The sequence below is a fragment of the Wenzhouxiangella sp. 15190 genome (genome assembly GCF_003417465.1).
Taxonomy (GTDB): Bacteria; Pseudomonadota; Gammaproteobacteria; order Xanthomonadales; family Wenzhouxiangellaceae; genus Wenzhouxiangella.
In genome coordinates, this window is the sequence record NZ_QVMV01000027.1 from 114113 (window position 1) to 130520 (window position 16408).

16 protein-coding genes are annotated in these 16408 nt (G+C 63.2%); 8 read left to right on the forward strand and 8 right to left on the reverse strand.

Annotation, left to right across the window (positions count from 1 at the left end):
* The first annotated feature begins 366 nt into the window (after window positions 1-366).
* On the forward strand, window positions 367-801 hold the full coding sequence (locus DZK26_RS06720; RefSeq protein ID WP_116898279.1) for a DUF3617 family protein: 435 nt from the start codon (window positions 367-369) through the stop codon (window positions 799-801).
* Window positions 802-1160: 359 nt separating this feature from the next.
* On the opposite strand, the gene speE is transcribed toward DZK26_RS06720, so the two are convergent.
* Window positions 1161-2000, reverse strand: coding sequence for a polyamine aminopropyltransferase (gene speE, locus DZK26_RS06725; RefSeq protein ID WP_116898280.1), 840 nt, complete (start codon window positions 1998-2000; stop codon window positions 1161-1163).
* Between the two features lie 76 nt (window positions 2001-2076).
* On the opposite strand from speE, the gene speA reads away from it, so the two are divergent.
* The 3 genes from speA (at window position 2077) to DZK26_RS06740 (ending at window position 6246) form a co-directional block, all read left to right on the forward strand.
* Window positions 2077-3939, forward strand: coding sequence for a biosynthetic arginine decarboxylase (gene speA, locus DZK26_RS06730; protein ID WP_116898281.1), 1863 nt, complete (start codon window positions 2077-2079; stop codon window positions 3937-3939).
* Window positions 3940-4013: 74 nt separating this feature from the next.
* Entirely contained in the window at window positions 4014-4877 is an 864-nt protein-coding gene (locus DZK26_RS06735; RefSeq protein WP_116898282.1) for an NAD(P)-dependent oxidoreductase, read from the forward strand.
* Between the two features lie 70 nt (window positions 4878-4947).
* The gene (locus tag DZK26_RS06740; RefSeq protein ID WP_116898283.1) at window positions 4948-6246 is read left to right on the forward strand and encodes a sorbosone dehydrogenase family protein; all 1299 of its coding nucleotides are present in this window, start codon (window positions 4948-4950) and stop codon (window positions 6244-6246) included.
* Between the two features lie 13 nt (window positions 6247-6259).
* On the opposite strand, the gene DZK26_RS06745 is transcribed toward DZK26_RS06740, so the two are convergent.
* From DZK26_RS06745 to argS, 3 genes are read right to left on the reverse strand one after another with little or no spacing between them, the layout of a single operon-like run.
* Entirely contained in the window at window positions 6260-7384 is a 1125-nt protein-coding gene (locus DZK26_RS06745; protein ID WP_116898284.1) for a patatin-like phospholipase family protein, read from the reverse strand.
* On the reverse strand, window positions 7381-7926 hold the full coding sequence (locus tag DZK26_RS06750) for an SPOR domain-containing protein (protein ID WP_116898285.1): 546 nt from the start codon (window positions 7924-7926) through the stop codon (window positions 7381-7383). Before DZK26_RS06750 ends, DZK26_RS06745 begins: the two co-directional genes overlap by 4 nt.
* Window position 7927: 1 nt before the next feature.
* Complete coding sequence (gene argS / locus DZK26_RS06755) at window positions 7928-9685, reverse strand: arginine--tRNA ligase (RefSeq protein ID WP_116898286.1); 1758 nt, start codon at window positions 9683-9685, stop codon at window positions 7928-7930.
* Between argS and DZK26_RS14170 the strand changes: the two genes are divergently transcribed.
* From DZK26_RS14170 to DZK26_RS06765, 3 genes are all read left to right on the forward strand, one after another.
* Entirely contained in the window at window positions 9672-9893 is a 222-nt protein-coding gene (locus DZK26_RS14170; protein WP_147306658.1) for a hypothetical protein, read from the forward strand. The genes argS and DZK26_RS14170 overlap by 14 nt on opposite strands.
* Before the next feature lie 98 nt (window positions 9894-9991).
* Window positions 9992-10540: a gamma carbonic anhydrase family protein gene (locus DZK26_RS06760; protein WP_116898287.1), complete on the forward strand. Its 549-nt coding sequence runs from the start codon at window positions 9992-9994 to the stop codon at window positions 10538-10540.
* Window positions 10537-11376, forward strand: a complete 840-nt coding sequence (locus tag DZK26_RS06765) for an aldo/keto reductase (RefSeq protein ID WP_220337149.1) — start codon at window positions 10537-10539, stop codon at window positions 11374-11376. Before DZK26_RS06760 ends, DZK26_RS06765 begins: the two co-directional genes overlap by 4 nt.
* A gap of 316 nt (window positions 11377-11692) precedes the next feature.
* On the opposite strand, the gene DZK26_RS06770 is transcribed toward DZK26_RS06765, so the two are convergent.
* The gene (locus DZK26_RS06770) at window positions 11693-12478 is read right to left on the reverse strand and encodes a slipin family protein (protein WP_116898288.1); all 786 of its coding nucleotides are present in this window, start codon (window positions 12476-12478) and stop codon (window positions 11693-11695) included.
* Between the two features lie 13 nt (window positions 12479-12491).
* The gene (locus DZK26_RS06775) at window positions 12492-13946 is read right to left on the reverse strand and encodes a nodulation protein NfeD (protein WP_220337151.1); all 1455 of its coding nucleotides are present in this window, start codon (window positions 13944-13946) and stop codon (window positions 12492-12494) included.
* A gap of 180 nt (window positions 13947-14126) precedes the next feature.
* On the opposite strand from DZK26_RS06775, the gene DZK26_RS06780 reads away from it, so the two are divergent.
* Entirely contained in the window at window positions 14127-14546 is a 420-nt protein-coding gene (locus tag DZK26_RS06780; protein WP_116898290.1) for a hypothetical protein, read from the forward strand.
* A gap of 10 nt (window positions 14547-14556) precedes the next feature.
* On the opposite strand, the gene DZK26_RS06785 is transcribed toward DZK26_RS06780, so the two are convergent.
* Together DZK26_RS06785 and DZK26_RS06790 are read right to left on the reverse strand one after the other, a co-directional pair.
* Window positions 14557-15342 (reverse strand): ABC transporter permease, encoded by a 786-nt coding sequence (locus DZK26_RS06785; protein WP_116898291.1) that lies wholly within the window; start codon window positions 15340-15342, stop codon window positions 14557-14559.
* The gene (locus DZK26_RS06790) at window positions 15339-16262 is read right to left on the reverse strand and encodes an ABC transporter ATP-binding protein (protein ID WP_116898292.1); all 924 of its coding nucleotides are present in this window, start codon (window positions 16260-16262) and stop codon (window positions 15339-15341) included. Before DZK26_RS06790 ends, DZK26_RS06785 begins: the two co-directional genes overlap by 4 nt.
* Window positions 16263-16408 lie beyond the last annotated feature (146 nt).

Sequence of the window (16408 nt, forward strand, 5' to 3'; positions counted from 1 at the left end):
GACGAATATGCCCCATCCCTCGAGGCCCGGCAAGACAGTCGATCTGCGCAGTCATTCCGGCTGCGGCGCCTGCGCCGCATGGCCGACTTCGCAGCTGCAGCGGTGCCCCGGCGGCCACCGTCAGCCGCGCACTCGCTACGTTTTGTAGAGGTTCCTTCATCCGATCACTGAAGGACCGGGTTGATTGTGACTCCGGCCCACGACCGGATGGGTGTCCTGGGCCAGGGTTACAATAGGCGTGAGTACCACGCAGGTTGGCACAATTGCGTGGCTGATCACGTTAAGTGCTGACAGATTCGTCAGTTGAGACATATCGATTGAATGCACCGGGCGCGGCCCGGCTTCCCCAAACCCGAGGAGTTACACATGATTGCACGCACGCTTGCCGCGGCCCTGGCACTTGGCCTGGCCACCATCGCCATGGCCGAGACGCCCAACATCGAGCCCGGCCTGTGGAAATATGAAAACAACATGACTTTCTCCGGCGATGTACCGATCCCGGATCAAAACCAGACCAGCGAAGAATGCGTCACCACCGAGGACATCGCCGAGGGCGATGCCTTTCTCGACGACGTCGACGAGTGCGAGATCACGCACAAGGATCTTCGCCGCGACGGCATGGACTACTCGATGGTCTGCACCCAGCCCGATGGCACGCAGATGACCATGGACGCCGAAATGCAGTTCAACGGCGATTCCGCCAGCGGCACCATCGACGGCAACATGGAAACGCCGATGGGCGCCATGCAGATGACCATCAATGTCTCCGGACAACGCATCGGGGATTGTCCGGCCAACTAAACCGGCACAGTCCACTCATTGACGAAAGAGCCGGGCACTGCCCGGCTCTTTGCTTTTTGGATTGTCCACAGATGAACACAGATACACACAGATGGAGAAAATTAAGTAACAGGCCATCGGTGGATCCGCCAGGCACAACGGCATCCCGAAACGCTGCTGCTCAGTGATCAACAGGCGATACCGGTTCCACGGAATATTTATCGTTGCCTGTTTGCAGAATTTCGCAATCTGCGGACCTGAGAACAACCAATCTGGGAATGGCTATCCGGCCGACTATCGCCCCCGACCGCCTACCGATGACCCTTGTTTTTATCTGTGTGTATCTGTGTTCATCTGTGGACAATTCAGGGTTTTAAAGCTCAAGGCAACTGCGTCGCCAGTGCCCCCACGTGCACGCCGGGGTTGAAATAGCGCGTGGCGATGCCGGCCGCTTCGAAGCGCTCGGGGCTGACCGGTTCGATCTCGCCACCCTTGCGCGCCTGGGTGACCGACCACCAGCCCGAGGGGTAGCAGGGCTGCGGAAAGCCCAGGGTGCGGATGGTGGTGAAGCCGGCCTTTTCCATGTTGTCGCGGATGCCGCCGATGAGCTTCTGGTGCAGCAAGGGCGATTCGCTCTGCTGCAGGAACAGGCCGCCGTCGGCCAGGGCTGAATAACAGTCGGCAACGAACTCCGGGCCGAACAGGCCCTCGGCCGGCCCGATGGGATCGGTGGAGTCGACGATGATGACGTCCACGCTGCCGGGTTCGAGATGCTTGACGTGCGCCAGGCCGTCATCGAAGCGCAGCTCGGCGCGCGGGTCACCATTGCGCTCGCACAATTCGGGAAAATGCTTTTCGGACAGGCGCGTGACCTGCTCATCGATTTCCACCTGGGTGCAGCGCTCGACATTGTCATGGGCCAGCACTTCCCTGAGCGTGCCGCAGTCGCCGCCGCCGATAATCAGCACGCGCTTCGGGTCGGGGTGCGAGAACAGGGCGGGATGACTCATCATCTCGTGGTAGAGGAAATTGTCGCGCGTGGTCAGCATGACGAAACCGTCGATGACCATCAGGTTGCCCCAGTGCGTCGTGCGATAGACATCGATGGTCTGATAGTCGGTGATTTCACGCGCCAGGTGCGCCTCGATGGACCAGGACTCGGCACTGCCGGCCTCGGAGTTCGTCTCGGTAAACCACTTGCGGTCGGTCGGAAGCGTCATGTTTCGGTCGCGGTGATTGGATCAGCCCAGATGTTAACCCGTATGCCGCCCACGTTCGCCCGTTACAATCGCCCTCATGAATAATGACGCGAATGCCCGCGCCCGCCGCCGCTACGCCGTCGATCGCTGGTCGGAGGGCTACTTCGATCTCGACGATCAAGGTCGGCTGCTCGCCCTTCCCGACCGGGAACATCGGCTCGTCCTGACCGAGATTGTCGAGCGCGCCCGCCGTGATGGCCTGCGCCTGCCCATGCTGCTGCGCTTTCCCGACATCCTGCGCGCCCGCGCCGGGCAACTGCGCACGGCTTTCGATACAGCCATCGCCGAACACGACTACGAAGGCGGTTACTCGCCGGTCTACCCGATCAAGGTCAACCAGCAGGCCAGCGTGGTCCGTACGCTCGCCGAAATCGAAGGCCTGGGCCTGGAAGTCGGCAGCAAACCCGAACTGATCACGGCCCTGGCCGTCAGTCGCCCGGGGACGCTTATCATCTGCAACGGCTACAAGGACGCCGCCTACATCCGCCTGGCCCTGAGCGGGGTCAAGATCGGTCTAAAGCCGCTGATCGTCATCGAAAAGCCCGGCGAGTGGCCGGTGATCCAGCGCGAGGCAAAACGCCTGGGCGTCACGCCGGAAGTCGGTGTGCGGCTTCGCCTGTCCTCGCTGGGCACCGGCAACTGGCAGAACACCGGCGGCGAACGCGCCAAGTTCGGCCTGGCCGCCAGTCAGCTCCTGGGGCTGGCCGAATCGATGCGCGAAACCGGCTGCCTGGACTGGCTGACGCTGCTGCATTTCCACATGGGCTCACAGATTTCCAACCTGCGCGATATCCAGCGCGGGGTGCGGGAAGCCGGACGTTACTTCACCGAACTGGTGGCAGCCGGCGTCGACATCCGGCGGCTCGATATCGGGGGCGGACTCGGCGTGGATTACGAGGGGGGCGGGACGCGCAGCTTCTGCTCGATGAACTACTCCGTGGGCCAGTACGCCCAGGCCATCGTCGGCGGCATCGCGGAGCTGTGTCGCGAACACGAACTGGCGATGCCCGACCTGGTGTCCGAATCCGGCCGGGCGCTGACCGCCCACCATGCCGTGCTGGTGACCAATGTCACCGCCACCGAAACCCTGCCACGGGACGCCGACGCCGGCAGCGACGACGAGTCGGCCGTCATCCGCGGCCTGGCCGAGGTACTGTCCCAGGTCGACGAGCGCGAGCCCGAAGAGAGCTTCCTGGAAGCCGAGCACCTGCTCGAGGAAGGCCGCAACCTGTTTCTCTACGGTGACCTGCCGCTGGCCGAGCGCGCACGACTCGAGCCGATGTACAACGCCATTCTCGATCGCGTGGTCGCCCACCTCGACCCCGAGCATCGCCGCCACCGAGAGCTGGGCGAACGCATCGGTTACCAGCTCTCGGCCAAGTATTTCATCAACCTGTCGATCTTCCAGTCGTTGCCCGATATCTGGGCCATCGACCAGGTCTTTCCCATCCTGCCGCTGAACCGGCTCGACAAGGAACCGACCGAGCGCGCTGTGCTGGAAGACCTGACCTGCGATTCCGACGGCCGCATCGATCGCTACGTCGAACGCGGCCTGCTCGAGCCGACGTTGCCGGTTCACCGCATCGAGCCTGACGAAACCTACCTGCTGGGCATCTTCATGGCCGGCGCCTATCAGGAAACCCTGGGCGACATTCACAACCTCTTCGGCGACACCGACAGCATCGACGTCCATATAGAGAACGGCGGCTTCCGCCTCGAGAACGCCCGTGCCGGCGACAGTGCCGACAGGCTCCTGGAGATGGTCGGCTACAATCCGCAAGAATTGGTTAAGGCCTGCAATGCCCGTGTGGCCGCCGCCGGCCTGCCGCGCGAGGAGGCTGACGCGCTCGAACGTCTGCTGGCCGACGGCCTGTCGGCCTATACCTATCTGGACGTTTGAAGTGTGAAGTGTGAAGTCAGATCACGTATCACGGACCACGGACCAGGAAGCATTAAACAAGGGATCACAACGGAATGAAAACGGGCTGGATTGGACTCGGTGCCATGGGCGAGCCCATGGCGGGGCATCTCCTCGACCACGGCCATCTTGCGGCCGTGTGGAATCGCTCGGGCGAGAAAGCAAAGAAATTCGCCTCTGAGCGCCAAGGAGTAACGGCGGCGGATTCACCCGCGGCGCTGGCAGCTGAGGTGGACGTGATCTGCCTGTGCGTATCGGCCGACGACGACCTGCGCGAAGTCGTGTCGGCCATGCGCGATTCACTGCGCGCCGGCCAGGTCGTGATCGACCATTCCACCGTGGCCCCGGCAACCGCCCGGCAGCTTGCCGCCGACCTGGCCGAGCTCGGCGTGGCCTTCATCGATGCGCCCGTCACCGGCGGCGTGGAGGGCGCGAAGAACGGGCAACTGGCCATCATGGCCGGCGGTGAAAAGGAGGATGTCGAACGGGTACGCACGGTCATGGACAGCTATGCCCGGGTGATGCACCACCTCGGCCCCTCCGGCGCCGGCCAGTCGGCCAAGGCCGTCAACCAGCTGATGGTCGCCGGCATCGCCGAAGCCGTGTGCGAGTCGCTGGCGCTGATGGAACGCCTGGACCTGCCGCGGGAGCCGATGCTGGAACTGCTCGGCGGCGGTGCGGCCGGCAACTGGTTCCTGGACAAGCGCGGCCGGACCATGCTGGAAGACTCTTATCAAACCGGTTTCGACCCCAGGCTGCTGCTCAAGGATCTCAAGATCTGCGATCACCTGTGCCGGGAGGCCGGTTTCGACTCGGCCGTGCTGGCCCAGGCCCTGGACGATTACCAGCGGCTCATCGACGGCGGCGAAACCGGCCGCGATATTTCGGCCCTGTATCGGATCAAGAGCCGGCAAGCATAGAGTCGCAGGCTTCGTTGGGCTTATACTCGGTCCAGGTGACAAGGGGTTAACCGATCGTCCGGGTGAACCCATGCCAAATCAACGCTACCTGCTTCTCGGCCTCGCCTTTCTCGCCGCCGGGGCCACCGCCCAGATTCCTACCGACGTAACCCTGGACCCGGCTTTCAACGGCGAATCCTTTGCAACACCCGTCGCGTTGCGGCATGCCGGCGACGGAAGCGGGCGCAAGTTCGTGGTCGAACGCGCCGGCACGATTCACGTTGTCGATGACACCGGAACCAAGCTGGCCACACCCTTCCTGGACCGTTTCGAACACGCCGTGGACCTGTCCGGCGAAGGCGGCCTGCTGGGTCTGGCATTCCATCCGGACTACCTGAGCAATGGCCGGTTCTACGTCTACTACACCTGGAACAACGGCACCGGCATGATCAGCCGCGTCGCGGAGTTCACCGTCAGCACCGATCCCGACGTGGCGGACCCGGGCAGCGAGCGCGTCATCCTGGAAGTGCCCCAGCCCTACACCAACCACAACGGCGGCGACCTCCACTTCGGTCCCGACGGCTATCTCTGGATCGGCCTGGGCGACGGCGGCAGCGGCAACGATCCCTGCAACCGGGCGCAGACCCTGAATCCGGACAATCTCGAGAGCGGATGCGGCAATCATCCCCTGACAGCGGAACAAGCGCTGCTGGGCAAGATGCTGCGCATCGACGTGGACACCGCCACGGGCGCCGGCGAAAACAACCTGTGCGGGGCCAACGCCGACGGCTCGGCCGCCTACTCGATTCCCGCCGACAACCCCTGGGTGACAGCGGTATTCCGGGACCGCTTCGGACTGCCCCCGCAGTCCCTGGGTGTGACCGGCGGCGAGTGCGCCGAAACCTGGGCCTACGGTCTGCGCAACCCCTACCGGTTCAGCTTCGATCGCGATAACGGCGATCTATGGATCGGCGACGTCGGCCAGAGCACCTGGGAAGAGATCGACCTTGAACGGGCCAGCGACCCCGGCGGCGACAACTACGGCTGGAGAATCTGCGAAGCCAGCTACGAGCGCGGCTCGACCACGCAGGAATGCACGCTGACACCCCATCACGCCCCGGTCCACGAATATCTCAATGCCGACGACAATTGCTCCGTCACCGGCGGCTTCCGCTATCGCGGACCGGTCACCTCGTTGCAGGGGCGCTATGTGTTCGGCGATTTCTGCAGCGGCCGGATCTGGTTTATGCAGGACAGCGGGGGAGGCTCGTTCTCGGTCGAGGAATTCGGCCTCGCCGACGGACGCATCTACGGCTTCGGCGAGGACGAAGCCGGCGAACTCTACGTACTGCTGGGCAACTCGATCCAAGTTTTCAACGGTACTCGGTAGCCGAAGCCTCGGATCATTCGTCACCCAGCAGCGTGCGAATCTGCTTTTCCTCGGCCAGGCCGTCGCGGTAGCCCAGGTCGATGAGTTCGCGGCAGTACTCCGCCTCGAACAGCAGATAGCTCGGCAGCCGGCCGCCGCCCCAGGCACCCACGCCCTTGAGCAGGGTGCGCACGCTGGCCGGAATGCGGTGACGGTGACGCATCGCGATTTCCCGGACATCTCTTGAGGGCTGGATCAGCAACGTCTCGATGGGCCGCAAACCGGTCAGGTCACGACGCTCCTCGGGCACCTGTTCGAGGGTGCGGTTTATGCGCTCGAGCCGGGCCAGGTCGTTGTTGAGATAGTCCATGAAGATGACGTCGAGCAGGTAGGCGCCGATATCGCCGAGCGAGGGATAATGTACATCCTCGGCGGGTTCCGGGTCGGGGCGCTCATCGCGTGTGCCGATGATCAGCATGCGTTCGGCACCCATCCGGATCGGCGGGCTCAACGGGGTGGTATGGCGCATGCCGCCATCGCCGAAGTATTCGTGGCCGATACGCCTGGCCGGAAACAGCAGTGGCAGGGCCGAACTGGCCAGCAGATGGTCGGGGTGAATGGCCGCACGGCGACCGATGCGCTTGCCCTTGTGCCATCCCTTGATCGATTCATCCGCCTGGAAAAACGTCACCGCGCGCCCGGACGTGTAGCCGGAGGCGGTCACCATCAATGCCTTTAGCAAGCCGCTTTCCACGGCCCGCTCGATGCCTTCCACGTCCAGTTCGCGCGCAAGCAGCTGCCCCAGCGGTTGATTGTCGAGCAGCGATCTCGGATTGCCCACACCGAGGCCGCCGAGGGTCATCGAGGCAAGCCAGTGCAGGCCGCAGCCCAGGTTGTGCAGCCAGCCCGTGCGGTAGATGTGGTGGCAGCGGAAATTGCCCCAGAAATGCTCCAGGCGCATCGCACCGTCGGCAAAGTCCTCGGCGTGGCTGGCCATGACCGCGGCGTTGATTGCACCCGCGGACGTACCGGTAATGATGGGAAACGGCGTTCTGCGGTTTGGAAGCAGTTCGGCGACGGCCTTGAGCACGCCCACCTGGTAGGCGCCGCGCGCCCCGCCGCCGGGCAGGACCAGGGCCGCGTGCGACTCGGCCGTCATCCGCCCTTGAGCACCATGGCCTCGAAGCCGTTGTCGACGAGCCGCCGCCGCGCGCCGTCAGCCTCGCGGGCACTGTCGAAAGGCCCCACGCGCACGCGGTGCCAGGTCACGTCGTCGACGGTGACCGACTGAACCTTCGCTTCGAGACCCAGCAGGGTCACCTTGGCGCGCTGGCTTTCGGCGTCCTCGCCGGAGCGGAAGGAGCCGACCTGGAGCACGTAGGGCCCCTGGCTGGCCGCCTCGTTGTCTCGTTCACGGGCACGCTCGGCGATTTCTTCCTGGGGCACGACCACTTCGCGCTCGGGTAGCACGGTAAAGAAATCGTACTGGCGGCTGCGTTCACCGGCCACTTCCTCCTCGGCGATCGGCGGCTCGTCGCGGCCGGATGGCTGCGCCGTTTCCTGCGCATCGTCGCGGCCGGGCAAGTAACCGCCCAGCCATGCCAGGGTGGCCAGTACCAGGCCGCAGACCAGGCCGGCTCCGAAGGTGAGCAGCCCGCCGGTGGCCGGAGAACTGCCTCGTTTTGCCTGGCGCCTGGCCACGCTACATTTCCTCCGGCGCGGACACGCCGATCAGGTCGAGCCCGTTGCGCAGAACCTGGCCGACGGCCGTGACCAGGTTGAGGCGCGCATTGCGCACGTCCTCGTCGTCAACGAGGAAAGGCGTTGCGTTGTACCAGGAGTGGAAACCGGCAGCGAGCTCGTGCAGGTAGTGGGCGATCACGTGGGCCGCCCGCTGGCGTGCCGCGGACTCGATCAGTTCCGGGAAACGGCCGACCATGCGCAGCAGTTCCTGCTCCTGGTCGGTCTCCAGTCGCTCGACCGCCACCTCGCCGATCGCCTGGTTGTGGCGCAGGCCGCGGCTGTCGAGTTCGCGGAACACGCTCTTGATACGCGCATGCGCGTACTGGATGTAATAGACGGGATTCTCGTTGGCGCGCGACTTGGCCAGGTCGAGATCGAAGTCCAGATGCTGTTCGTGCGAACGCATGACGTAGAAATAGCGCGCGGCATCGTTGCCGACTTCCTCGCGCAGCTCGCGCAGGGTCACGAAACTGCCTGAGCGCGTCGACATCTGCACCTTCTTGCCGCTGCGATAGAGCACGGCGAACTGCACGAGCTGGAATTCCAGGCGGTCGGGATCCTCGTCAAGTCCGCGGGCGGCCGCCTTCAGGCGCGGCACGTAGCCGTGATGGTCGGCACCGAATACGTAAAGCGAGGTGCCGCTGCAACGGTCCAGCTTGTCGAGCAGGTAAGCCACGTCGGAGGCGAAATAGGTGGTGCGGCCGTTTTCGCGCACGACCACGCGATCCTTGTCGTCTCCGAGCTCGGTGGCCTTGAACCAGGTCGCACCATCCTGCTGGTAGAGCCAGCCCTGTTTATCGAGTTTTTCCAATGCACGCGCCAACGCCCCGCTCGATTCGAGTTCACGCTCGGAAAACCAGCGCTCAAAATCGACGCCGAAGGCGGCCAGGTCCTCGCGGATGTCGTCGACCATGGATTCGAGGGCGGCCTTGAAGCAGGCCTCGTAACCGCGCTCGCCGAGCATTTCGCGGGCGCGGGCAATGAGGGCGTCGACGTGCTTTTCCGAATCGCCCTCCGGGGCGTCCTCGGGAAGGCCCTCGGCCACCTTCATGCCGGGGTGGCGCAGGTCGTCACCATGGCGCTCGCGTACTTCGCGCGCGATTTCGTAGATGTAGTCGCCGCGATAGCCATTGGCCGGAAAGCCGACCTTTTCGCCGCTGAGTTCGAGATAGCGCAACCAGACCGAGACGGCCAGGATGTCCATCTGGCGGCCGTGGTCGTTGACGTAGTACTCGCGATGAACGCGATGGCCGGCGGCCCGGAGAATGTTGGCCAGGCTGGCGCCGTAAGCGGCCCCTCGTCCATGACCCACGTGCAGCGGACCGGTCGGGTTGGCACTGACGAATTCGATCAGGATGTCCTCGCGACTGCCTTCGGGCGCATGGCCATAGCGATCACCCTGGGCCAGGATGTCGCGCAGGACGACCTTGAGATAGTGGCTACTGGCGAAAAAGTTCAGAAACCCGGGTCCGGCCACTTCCACACGCGCCACACGCTTGGATGTGGGCAGACGCTGCCGCAACTTTTCGGCCAGTTCACGTGGTGGCATCGAGGCCGGCTTGGCCAGTACCATTGCGATATTGCTGGCATAGTCGCCGTGGCTGCGATCGCGGGTATGCTCGATCTCGATGGCGGGGTCGATGTCCGCGGGCAGCTGGCCCTCGCGTTTGAGATAGCCCAGGGCCTGGCTGATCAATTCCTCGATGTGGGCGCGCATGTTTTGCCAAACTGCGGAAACAGCAGGTATTGTAACGAGGCGCACGGGGCTTGTGATCGCAAGTGATCGCAAGGTTATCCACAGCACCTGTGGAAAAGTGTGTGAACAAGTCCGGGAAGAAGGCGCCGAAAGCCCGTCGGCACCGCATCCGGAGCAGATTGAGCAGTTTTTCGGCATTCCTGAAACCCGATTAAAAACAGGTATTTAGATAAAACAAATAGATTGACGGGCAACTGAAACGCGTTAAGCCCCTGTTTCTTTTACAGCGGGATGACGATGTGTATAAGATCAAGAGGGAATCATGCCGTGAAGCGCAATCTGAGGCCCTGGCAGGGCTCGCAACCCACGCTGGGAGACCGGATCTGGGTCGACCCCGATGCGAGTGTCATCGGCCGGGTCGAGTTGGCCGATGATGTATCGATCTGGCCCGGCGCGGTCCTGCGCGGCGACGTGAACGTCATTCGGGTGGGTGCGCGCACCAATATCCAGGACGGCACGATCTGTCACGTCACCCACGACGGCCCCTACACACCCGGCGGCCTGCCGCTGGAATTGGGCGCGGACATCACGGTCGGTCACGGCGCCATCCTGCACGCCTGCAGTATCGGCGACCGCTGCCTGATCGGCATGGGTGCGCTGGTGCTCGACGGCGCCGAAATCGCCGAGGACGTCATGCTCGCCGCCGGCAGCCTGGTCAGCCCGGGCAAGCAGTTGTCCGCGGGCTGGCTGTATCGGGGTCGCCCGGCCGAGCCCGTACGCGAGCTTTCCGAGCGGGAACTGGAAATGCTGCGCTATTCGGCCGAGCATTACGTGCACCTGAAAGACCGCTATCTGAAAGAAGGGGAAAACGCATGAACGATGTGCCGACAATCGCGGCAAACGGCGTCAATATGCCGGCCCTGGGCTTCGGCACATTCGAGCTCGACGAGGCCACAGTGGAAGAAATCCTGCCGCACGCCCTCGAACTCGGCTACCGCCACATCGACACGGCCCAGATCTACCGCAACGAATCCGCCGTCGGGCGCGCCATCAAGCGCGTGGGTGTTCAGCGCGAAGACCTTTTCATCACCACCAAGGTCTGGGTCGACCAGTACGAACCGGCCGCATTCATCCGGTCGGTGCAAGGCAGCCTCGAGCGTCTTCAGACCGACTACGTGGATCTGCTGCTGCTGCACTGGCCGGTGTTCGGCGGTCACGGCATGAACCCCACGCTGGAGGCGCTGATGCGCGCGCGGCGTGACGGCCTGACCCGCCATATCGGCATCAGCAACTTCACCATCGACCAGACCGAACAGGCCGTAGCGTTCTGCGGCGAGGGTCAGCTGGCGACCAACCAGGTCGAGTACCACGTCTATCTGGGCCAGGACCGGTTGCGGCGGGTCCTGGCGCGCCACAACCTGATCCTGACCGCCTACATGCCTCTGGCCAAGGCGCGCACGGTCAACGATCCGGTGCTTTGGGAAATCGGGGAACAGTACGGCAAGACGGCCGCCCAGGTGGCGCTACGCTGGCTGGTCGAGCAGGACCGCGTGGCGGCGATTCCCGCCACCTCGAACCCGCATCACGCCGCGACCAACTTCGACATTTTCGATTTCCAGCTCAGCGAGGCCGACCAGGAGCGCATCGCCGGCCTGGAGAAGAAGCGCCGAATCTGCAAGCCGGAAGCGCTGTCACCAGAGTGGGATGACTAGCGTCTGCCAACGACTATCCGCTGAAGCCGCTGGCTTGCCGTTGACGCTCGAAGCCGGATCGATTGGCCATGAGGAAGCACCAAATCACAAGTACCAATTTACAAACAAATCTCGAAGGACCGAATTTTCAATGACCGAAACGAATCGGGGCGCTTCGAATGCCTGAGGTCATGTTTCGATCATTCGGACATTGAAACATTGGTCCTTGTTTGAGAATTGGTGCTTGGAAATTGAGAATTTCCAGGCCGGGCCATTGCCGAAGCGTTAACGGGCCCCTAGATCGGGAATCCCGGACAACCCGGCGGGAATCGCCTTTTCAGTCCTTCTTCTTCTCACCGCCGAGGGCATCCATTACGCCCAGGAAGGGCTTCACGAAATCGAGCGGCATCGGGAAGATGATGGTCGAGTTCTGCTCGCCGCCGATCTCGGTCAGGGTCTGCATGTAGCGTAGTTGCAGGGCACCCGGCGCCTCGGCCAGCTTGGTGGCCGCCTCGACCAGCTTGACGGAGGCCTGCTGCTCGCCGTCGGCGTGGATGACCTTGGCGCGCCGCTGACGTTCCGCCTCGGCCTGCTTGGCGATGGCGCGGATCATCGATTCGTCGAGATCGACGTGCTTGATCTCGACGTTGCTCACCTTCACGCCCCAGCCGTCGGTCTGGCGGTCGAGGATCTCCTGGATGTCGGCGTTGAGCTTGTCGCGCTCGGCCAGCATTTCGTCGAGTTCGTGCTTGCCCAGCACGGAGCGAAGGGTCGTCTGGGCCAGTTGGCTGGTCGCGTCCATGAATCGCTCGACGTTGATGACCGCCTTTTCCGGATCGATCACGCGGTAGTAAACCACCGCATTGACCTTGACCGAGACGTTGTCCTGAGAAATCACGTCCTGGGTCGGCACATCCATGACGACGGTTCGCAGGTCGACGCGCACCATCTGCTGGATGATGGGAATGACGATGATCAGGCCCGGCCCCTTGACCATGTAGAAGCGACCGAGCGTGAAAATGACGCCGCGTTCGTACTCACGCAGGATCTTGATCGTGTTGGCGACCAGCAGGACCAGCAGGACCAGGCCGGTGCCAAGAAAGGAAATATAGTCGAGACTCATCACATCGCTCCTTTTAGGATGATTCAATCGGTCGCACTTTCAGGACCAGGCCTTCGATGGCCGTGACCTCCACGACCTGGCCGCGCTCGATCGGTGCGTCGGATTCAGCACTCCAGTCCTCGCCCTCGAGGTGCACGCGTCCCTGACCCTCGTGAAAATCGCTGATCGCCTCGGCCTGGCGACCGGCCAGCGCCTCGCGGCCGGCAGTCTGCGGCCGCCGGAAAGCCTTCGCGGCGAAATAGACGATGGCCAAAAACACCAGCGCCGAGGCCAGCCCCATGGCGGCAATGATCCCGGTGTTGATGCCCATGCCGGGTACGTCGCTGTCCATCAGAATGATCGAGCCGACAACTACGGCGATCACGCCCCCGATCCCGAGTATGCCCAGCGAGGGCACGAAAAGCTCCACGGCGATCAGGGCGAAACCCAGCAACATCAGGGCCAGCCCCACATAGTTGACCGGCAGGATCTGGAAGGCATAGAGCGCCAACAGCAGGCAGATGCCGCCGATCACGCCCGGAACGAGCGCACCGGGGTTGTAGCCTTCCAGGATCAGGCCGTAGATGCCGATCATCAGCAGAAGGTAGGCCAGCGTGGGATTGGTCAGCACGCTCAAAAAGCGGTTGCGCCAGTCCGGCTCCTTCTCGACGATCCGCGCTCCGGCGGTGTTCAATGTCAGGGTGCCGGAAGCCATCCGGACCTCGCGGCCGTCGATGGTCTCGAGCAGGGACGGAATATCCGGGCTGACCAGGTCGATGACGTTCATTTCCTCGGCCTGGGAGGAAGTCAGGCTGACGGCTTCGCGCACGGCGCGCTCGGCCCAGTCGGCATTGCGGCCGTGACGTTCGGCGAGGCCGCGGATGTAGGCCACAGCATCCTCCACGGCTTTCCGGCTCATGGCATCGCCCGGTTGTGATCCACCGGACGCTTCCCCGGAGTCGGTCTGTTCGTCGGCTTCGGACGAATCCTCTGCCGAGTCTTCTCCATTCTCGTCGGAAGACTGCTCTTCCTCTTCGAGCGCATCACGCGCCCGCTCCATGGGCGAGGCTGGCTCTTCCTGGTCGCCTCCGCCGCCACCGCCGCCGATTTGCACGGGCGTGGCCGCCCCCAGGTTGGTCGACGGCGCCATCGCCGCGATGTGACTGGCATAGAGCATGTAGGTTCCGGCACTGGCCGCGCGCGCGCCCGGTGGCCCGACCCAGGTGGCCACCGGCACCTGCGAGTTGAGCATCTTCTTGATCATGTCGCGCATCGAGGCGTCCAGGCCACCGGGTGTGTCCATGCGCAGGACCACAAGGGCCGCGCCGGCGGACTCGGCTTCCTCGATGCCGCGAATGACGTAATCCCGCGTTGCCGGTCCGATGCCCCCTTCGACCTCCAGGACATGAACCACGGACGAGTCCGGATCATCGGTCGACGGCGCCTGTGCCCACGCTGCCAGGGCGAGCATGAGTGCCGCGAACATCATCAACCAACGACCGGATCGTGCTGGGCGAATAGGTTTGCATTTTTTGTTGTCCATCACGGATTACATTAGACCTTTGAAGGCGTGATCGCAACGTGCGCGCTTTGAATCGGCGCGTCTACGCCCCAACCATCGACAACGAGCGAAACGCAGTCAATCGATCAATCCGATCAGGAGAACAGCATGAACGAAAACAGCATGCGAGAGCAGCTGAGCATGAATGGCGAAGCGCTTTATCGGGAAGAGACCTTCACTGACCGCAGTGTGGGAACGATCCAGCGACTAACCCCGGTGACCGCGAACGGCGATGACGATTCGTCGCGCTCGGTGCGCTACATCGGCCAAACGCAGGTGATGAGCCCGGCCGGCGCGCTGCCGATCACTTTCGAACTGGAAGTCGACTCATTGTCCGATGCCGTAGCCGGCTTCCCAGAAGCGGCCGAGAAAGCCGTGGAGGAAACCGTCGAGGAACTCAAGCGCCTGCAGCGCGAGGCACAGTCGTCGATCACGGTGCCCGGCCAGGAAGGCGGCGGTCAGTTCGGCGGCATGGGCGGCCAGGGCGGACCCGGCGGGATGGGTCCCGGCGGCGGGATCCAGATTTGAGGACTGGTTCCTAGGTACGGAGCCCCGTACCCCTGGACAGCAGCAGCAGGCTGACCGAACCGAGGATCGCGCCAAAGAGAAGAATCATGAAGTAGGCCAGTCCCAGGGATACGTCACTGATGCCGAGCATGCCGTAACGAAGTGCGTTGACCATGTAGAGGATGGGATTGCCCAGGGCCACCTGCTCCCAGATGCCGGGCAACAGGCCGACGGAGAAGAACACGCCCCCGAGATAGGTCATCGGCTGCAGCACGAAGGTGGGAATGATGGCGATGTCGTCGAACTTCTGTGCGTAGATGGCGTTGATGAAGCCGCCGAGCGCGAACACCACGGCCGTCAGGAACAGGATCGACAGCGTAACCAGCACGTTGTTCATGAAAAAGCCGGAGAAGAAGCCGGCCACCAGCCAGACCAGGAAACCGACGGTGAGGGCACGAAACATCGCGCCCGAGACATAACCGGCCAGAATGATCCAGGGTGGCAGCGGGCTGATCAGCAGTTCCTCGATGTGCTTGCCGAACTTGGCACCGAAGAACGAGCTGGTGATGTTGCCGTAGCTGTTGGTGATCACCGACAGCATGATCAGCCCCGGCACGATGAACTCCATGTAGTCGATGCCGCCCATCTCGCCCACGCGCCGGCCGATGATCGAACCGAAGATGACGAAATACAGCGTCATCGTGATCACCGGCGGGATCAGGGTTTGCGGCCAGATGCGCAGGATGCGCGTGACCTCCTTGATCAGGATGGTCTTGTAGCCGGTCCAGTAAGTGCGTGCGGAAACGTCGACGCTCATGCCACCTCCTCGCCGATACCCACCAGGCGCATGAACAGTTCCTCGAGGCGGTTGGCCTTGTTCCGCATGGAGATGACCTCCACGCCCTGCTCCTCGAGTACCCGAAAGAGCCGGTTGAGGCTGCGTGATTTCGGAATACTCGCCTCCAGTGTAGTGGGGTCACGCTGCACGATCTCGATGCCGTCGACCTCGGGCAGCGTCCTGTTCGGCGCGCGCAGATCGAGTACGAAGGTCTCGACCTGCAGCTTGCCCAGCAGGGTCTTGACCGAGGTGTTTTCGATGATGCCGCCGTGATCGATGATGGCGACGTTGTGACAGAGGTTCTCGGCCTCCTCGAGATAGTGCGTGGTGAGAATCACGGTCGTGCCGGCAGCGTTGATCTCGGAGATGAATTTCCACATCGAGCGGCGGATCTCGATGTCGACACCGGCCGTGGGCTCGTCGAGGATCAGCAGCTTGGGCTCGTGCACCATCGCCCGGGCGATCATCAAACGCCGCTTCATGCCGCCGGAGAGCTGGCGTGACGGGCCGAAGGCCTTGTCCCAGAGGCTCAGCTTCTTCAAATAGTACTCGGCACGCTCGCGCGCGAGGCGACGTGGCACCCCGTAGTAACCACCCTGGTTGACGACGATGTCGAAGGGCTTCTCGAACTGGTTGAAGTTGACCTCCTGCGGAACGAGGCCGATCTGCGCCATGGCGCGTGAGCGGTTCTTGCGGACACTGATCCCGAACACCTCCGCCTCGCCGGAGGTGGCATTGACGAGCGAACTGACGATACCGATCAGCGTCGACTTGCCGGCCCCGTTGGGCCCGAGCAGGGCGAAGAAGTCGCCTTCGGCGACCGAGAGGTTCACGCCCCGCAGGGCGACGACGTCGTTGCGGTAGACCTTTCTGAGGTCGCGAACTTCCAGCGCATTCATGACAATCGACCTATTGGTTTCGAACGAGCGGCAAGGCAGAATAGCAGGCTGTTTCCGGCCTGCTGTGCCGGGCGACTCACATTACAGGGAATCTTCGGACGATTATACGCGGCTGCTCCGCCTGGAATCGATCACGACTTCCTTCA

Excerpts from the sequence above, each read along its gene's own strand:
- DZK26_RS06720 (WP_116898279.1), top strand. The coding sequence starts at position 367 with ATGATTGCACGCACGCTTGCCGCGGCCCTGGCACTTGGCCTGGCCACC.
- speE (WP_116898280.1), bottom strand. The coding sequence starts at position 2,000 with ATGACGCTTCCGACCGACCGCAAGTGGTTTACCGAGACGAACTCCGAG.
- speA (WP_116898281.1), top strand. The coding sequence starts at position 2,077 with ATGAATAATGACGCGAATGCCCGCGCCCGCCGCCGCTACGCCGTCGAT.
- DZK26_RS06735 (WP_116898282.1), top strand. The coding sequence starts at position 4,014 with ATGAAAACGGGCTGGATTGGACTCGGTGCCATGGGCGAGCCCATGGCG.
- DZK26_RS06740 (WP_116898283.1), top strand. The coding sequence starts at position 4,948 with ATGCCAAATCAACGCTACCTGCTTCTCGGCCTCGCCTTTCTCGCCGCC.
- DZK26_RS06745 (WP_116898284.1), bottom strand. The coding sequence starts at position 7,384 with ATGACGGCCGAGTCGCACGCGGCCCTGGTCCTGCCCGGCGGCGGGGCG.
- DZK26_RS14170 (WP_147306658.1), top strand. The coding sequence starts at position 9,672 with ATGTGGGCGCGCATGTTTTGCCAAACTGCGGAAACAGCAGGTATTGTA.
- argS (WP_116898286.1), bottom strand. The coding sequence starts at position 9,685 with ATGCGCGCCCACATCGAGGAATTGATCAGCCAGGCCCTGGGCTATCTC.
- DZK26_RS06765 (WP_220337149.1), top strand. The coding sequence starts at position 10,537 with ATGAACGATGTGCCGACAATCGCGGCAAACGGCGTCAATATGCCGGCC.
- DZK26_RS06770 (WP_116898288.1), bottom strand. The coding sequence starts at position 12,478 with ATGAGTCTCGACTATATTTCCTTTCTTGGCACCGGCCTGGTCCTGCTG.
- DZK26_RS06775 (WP_220337151.1), bottom strand. The coding sequence starts at position 13,946 with ATGATGTTCGCGGCACTCATGCTCGCCCTGGCAGCGTGGGCACAGGCG.
- DZK26_RS06780 (WP_116898290.1), top strand. The coding sequence starts at position 14,127 with ATGAACGAAAACAGCATGCGAGAGCAGCTGAGCATGAATGGCGAAGCG.
- DZK26_RS06785 (WP_116898291.1), bottom strand. The coding sequence starts at position 15,342 with ATGAGCGTCGACGTTTCCGCACGCACTTACTGGACCGGCTACAAGACC.
- DZK26_RS06790 (WP_116898292.1), bottom strand. The coding sequence starts at position 16,262 with ATGAATGCGCTGGAAGTTCGCGACCTCAGAAAGGTCTACCGCAACGAC.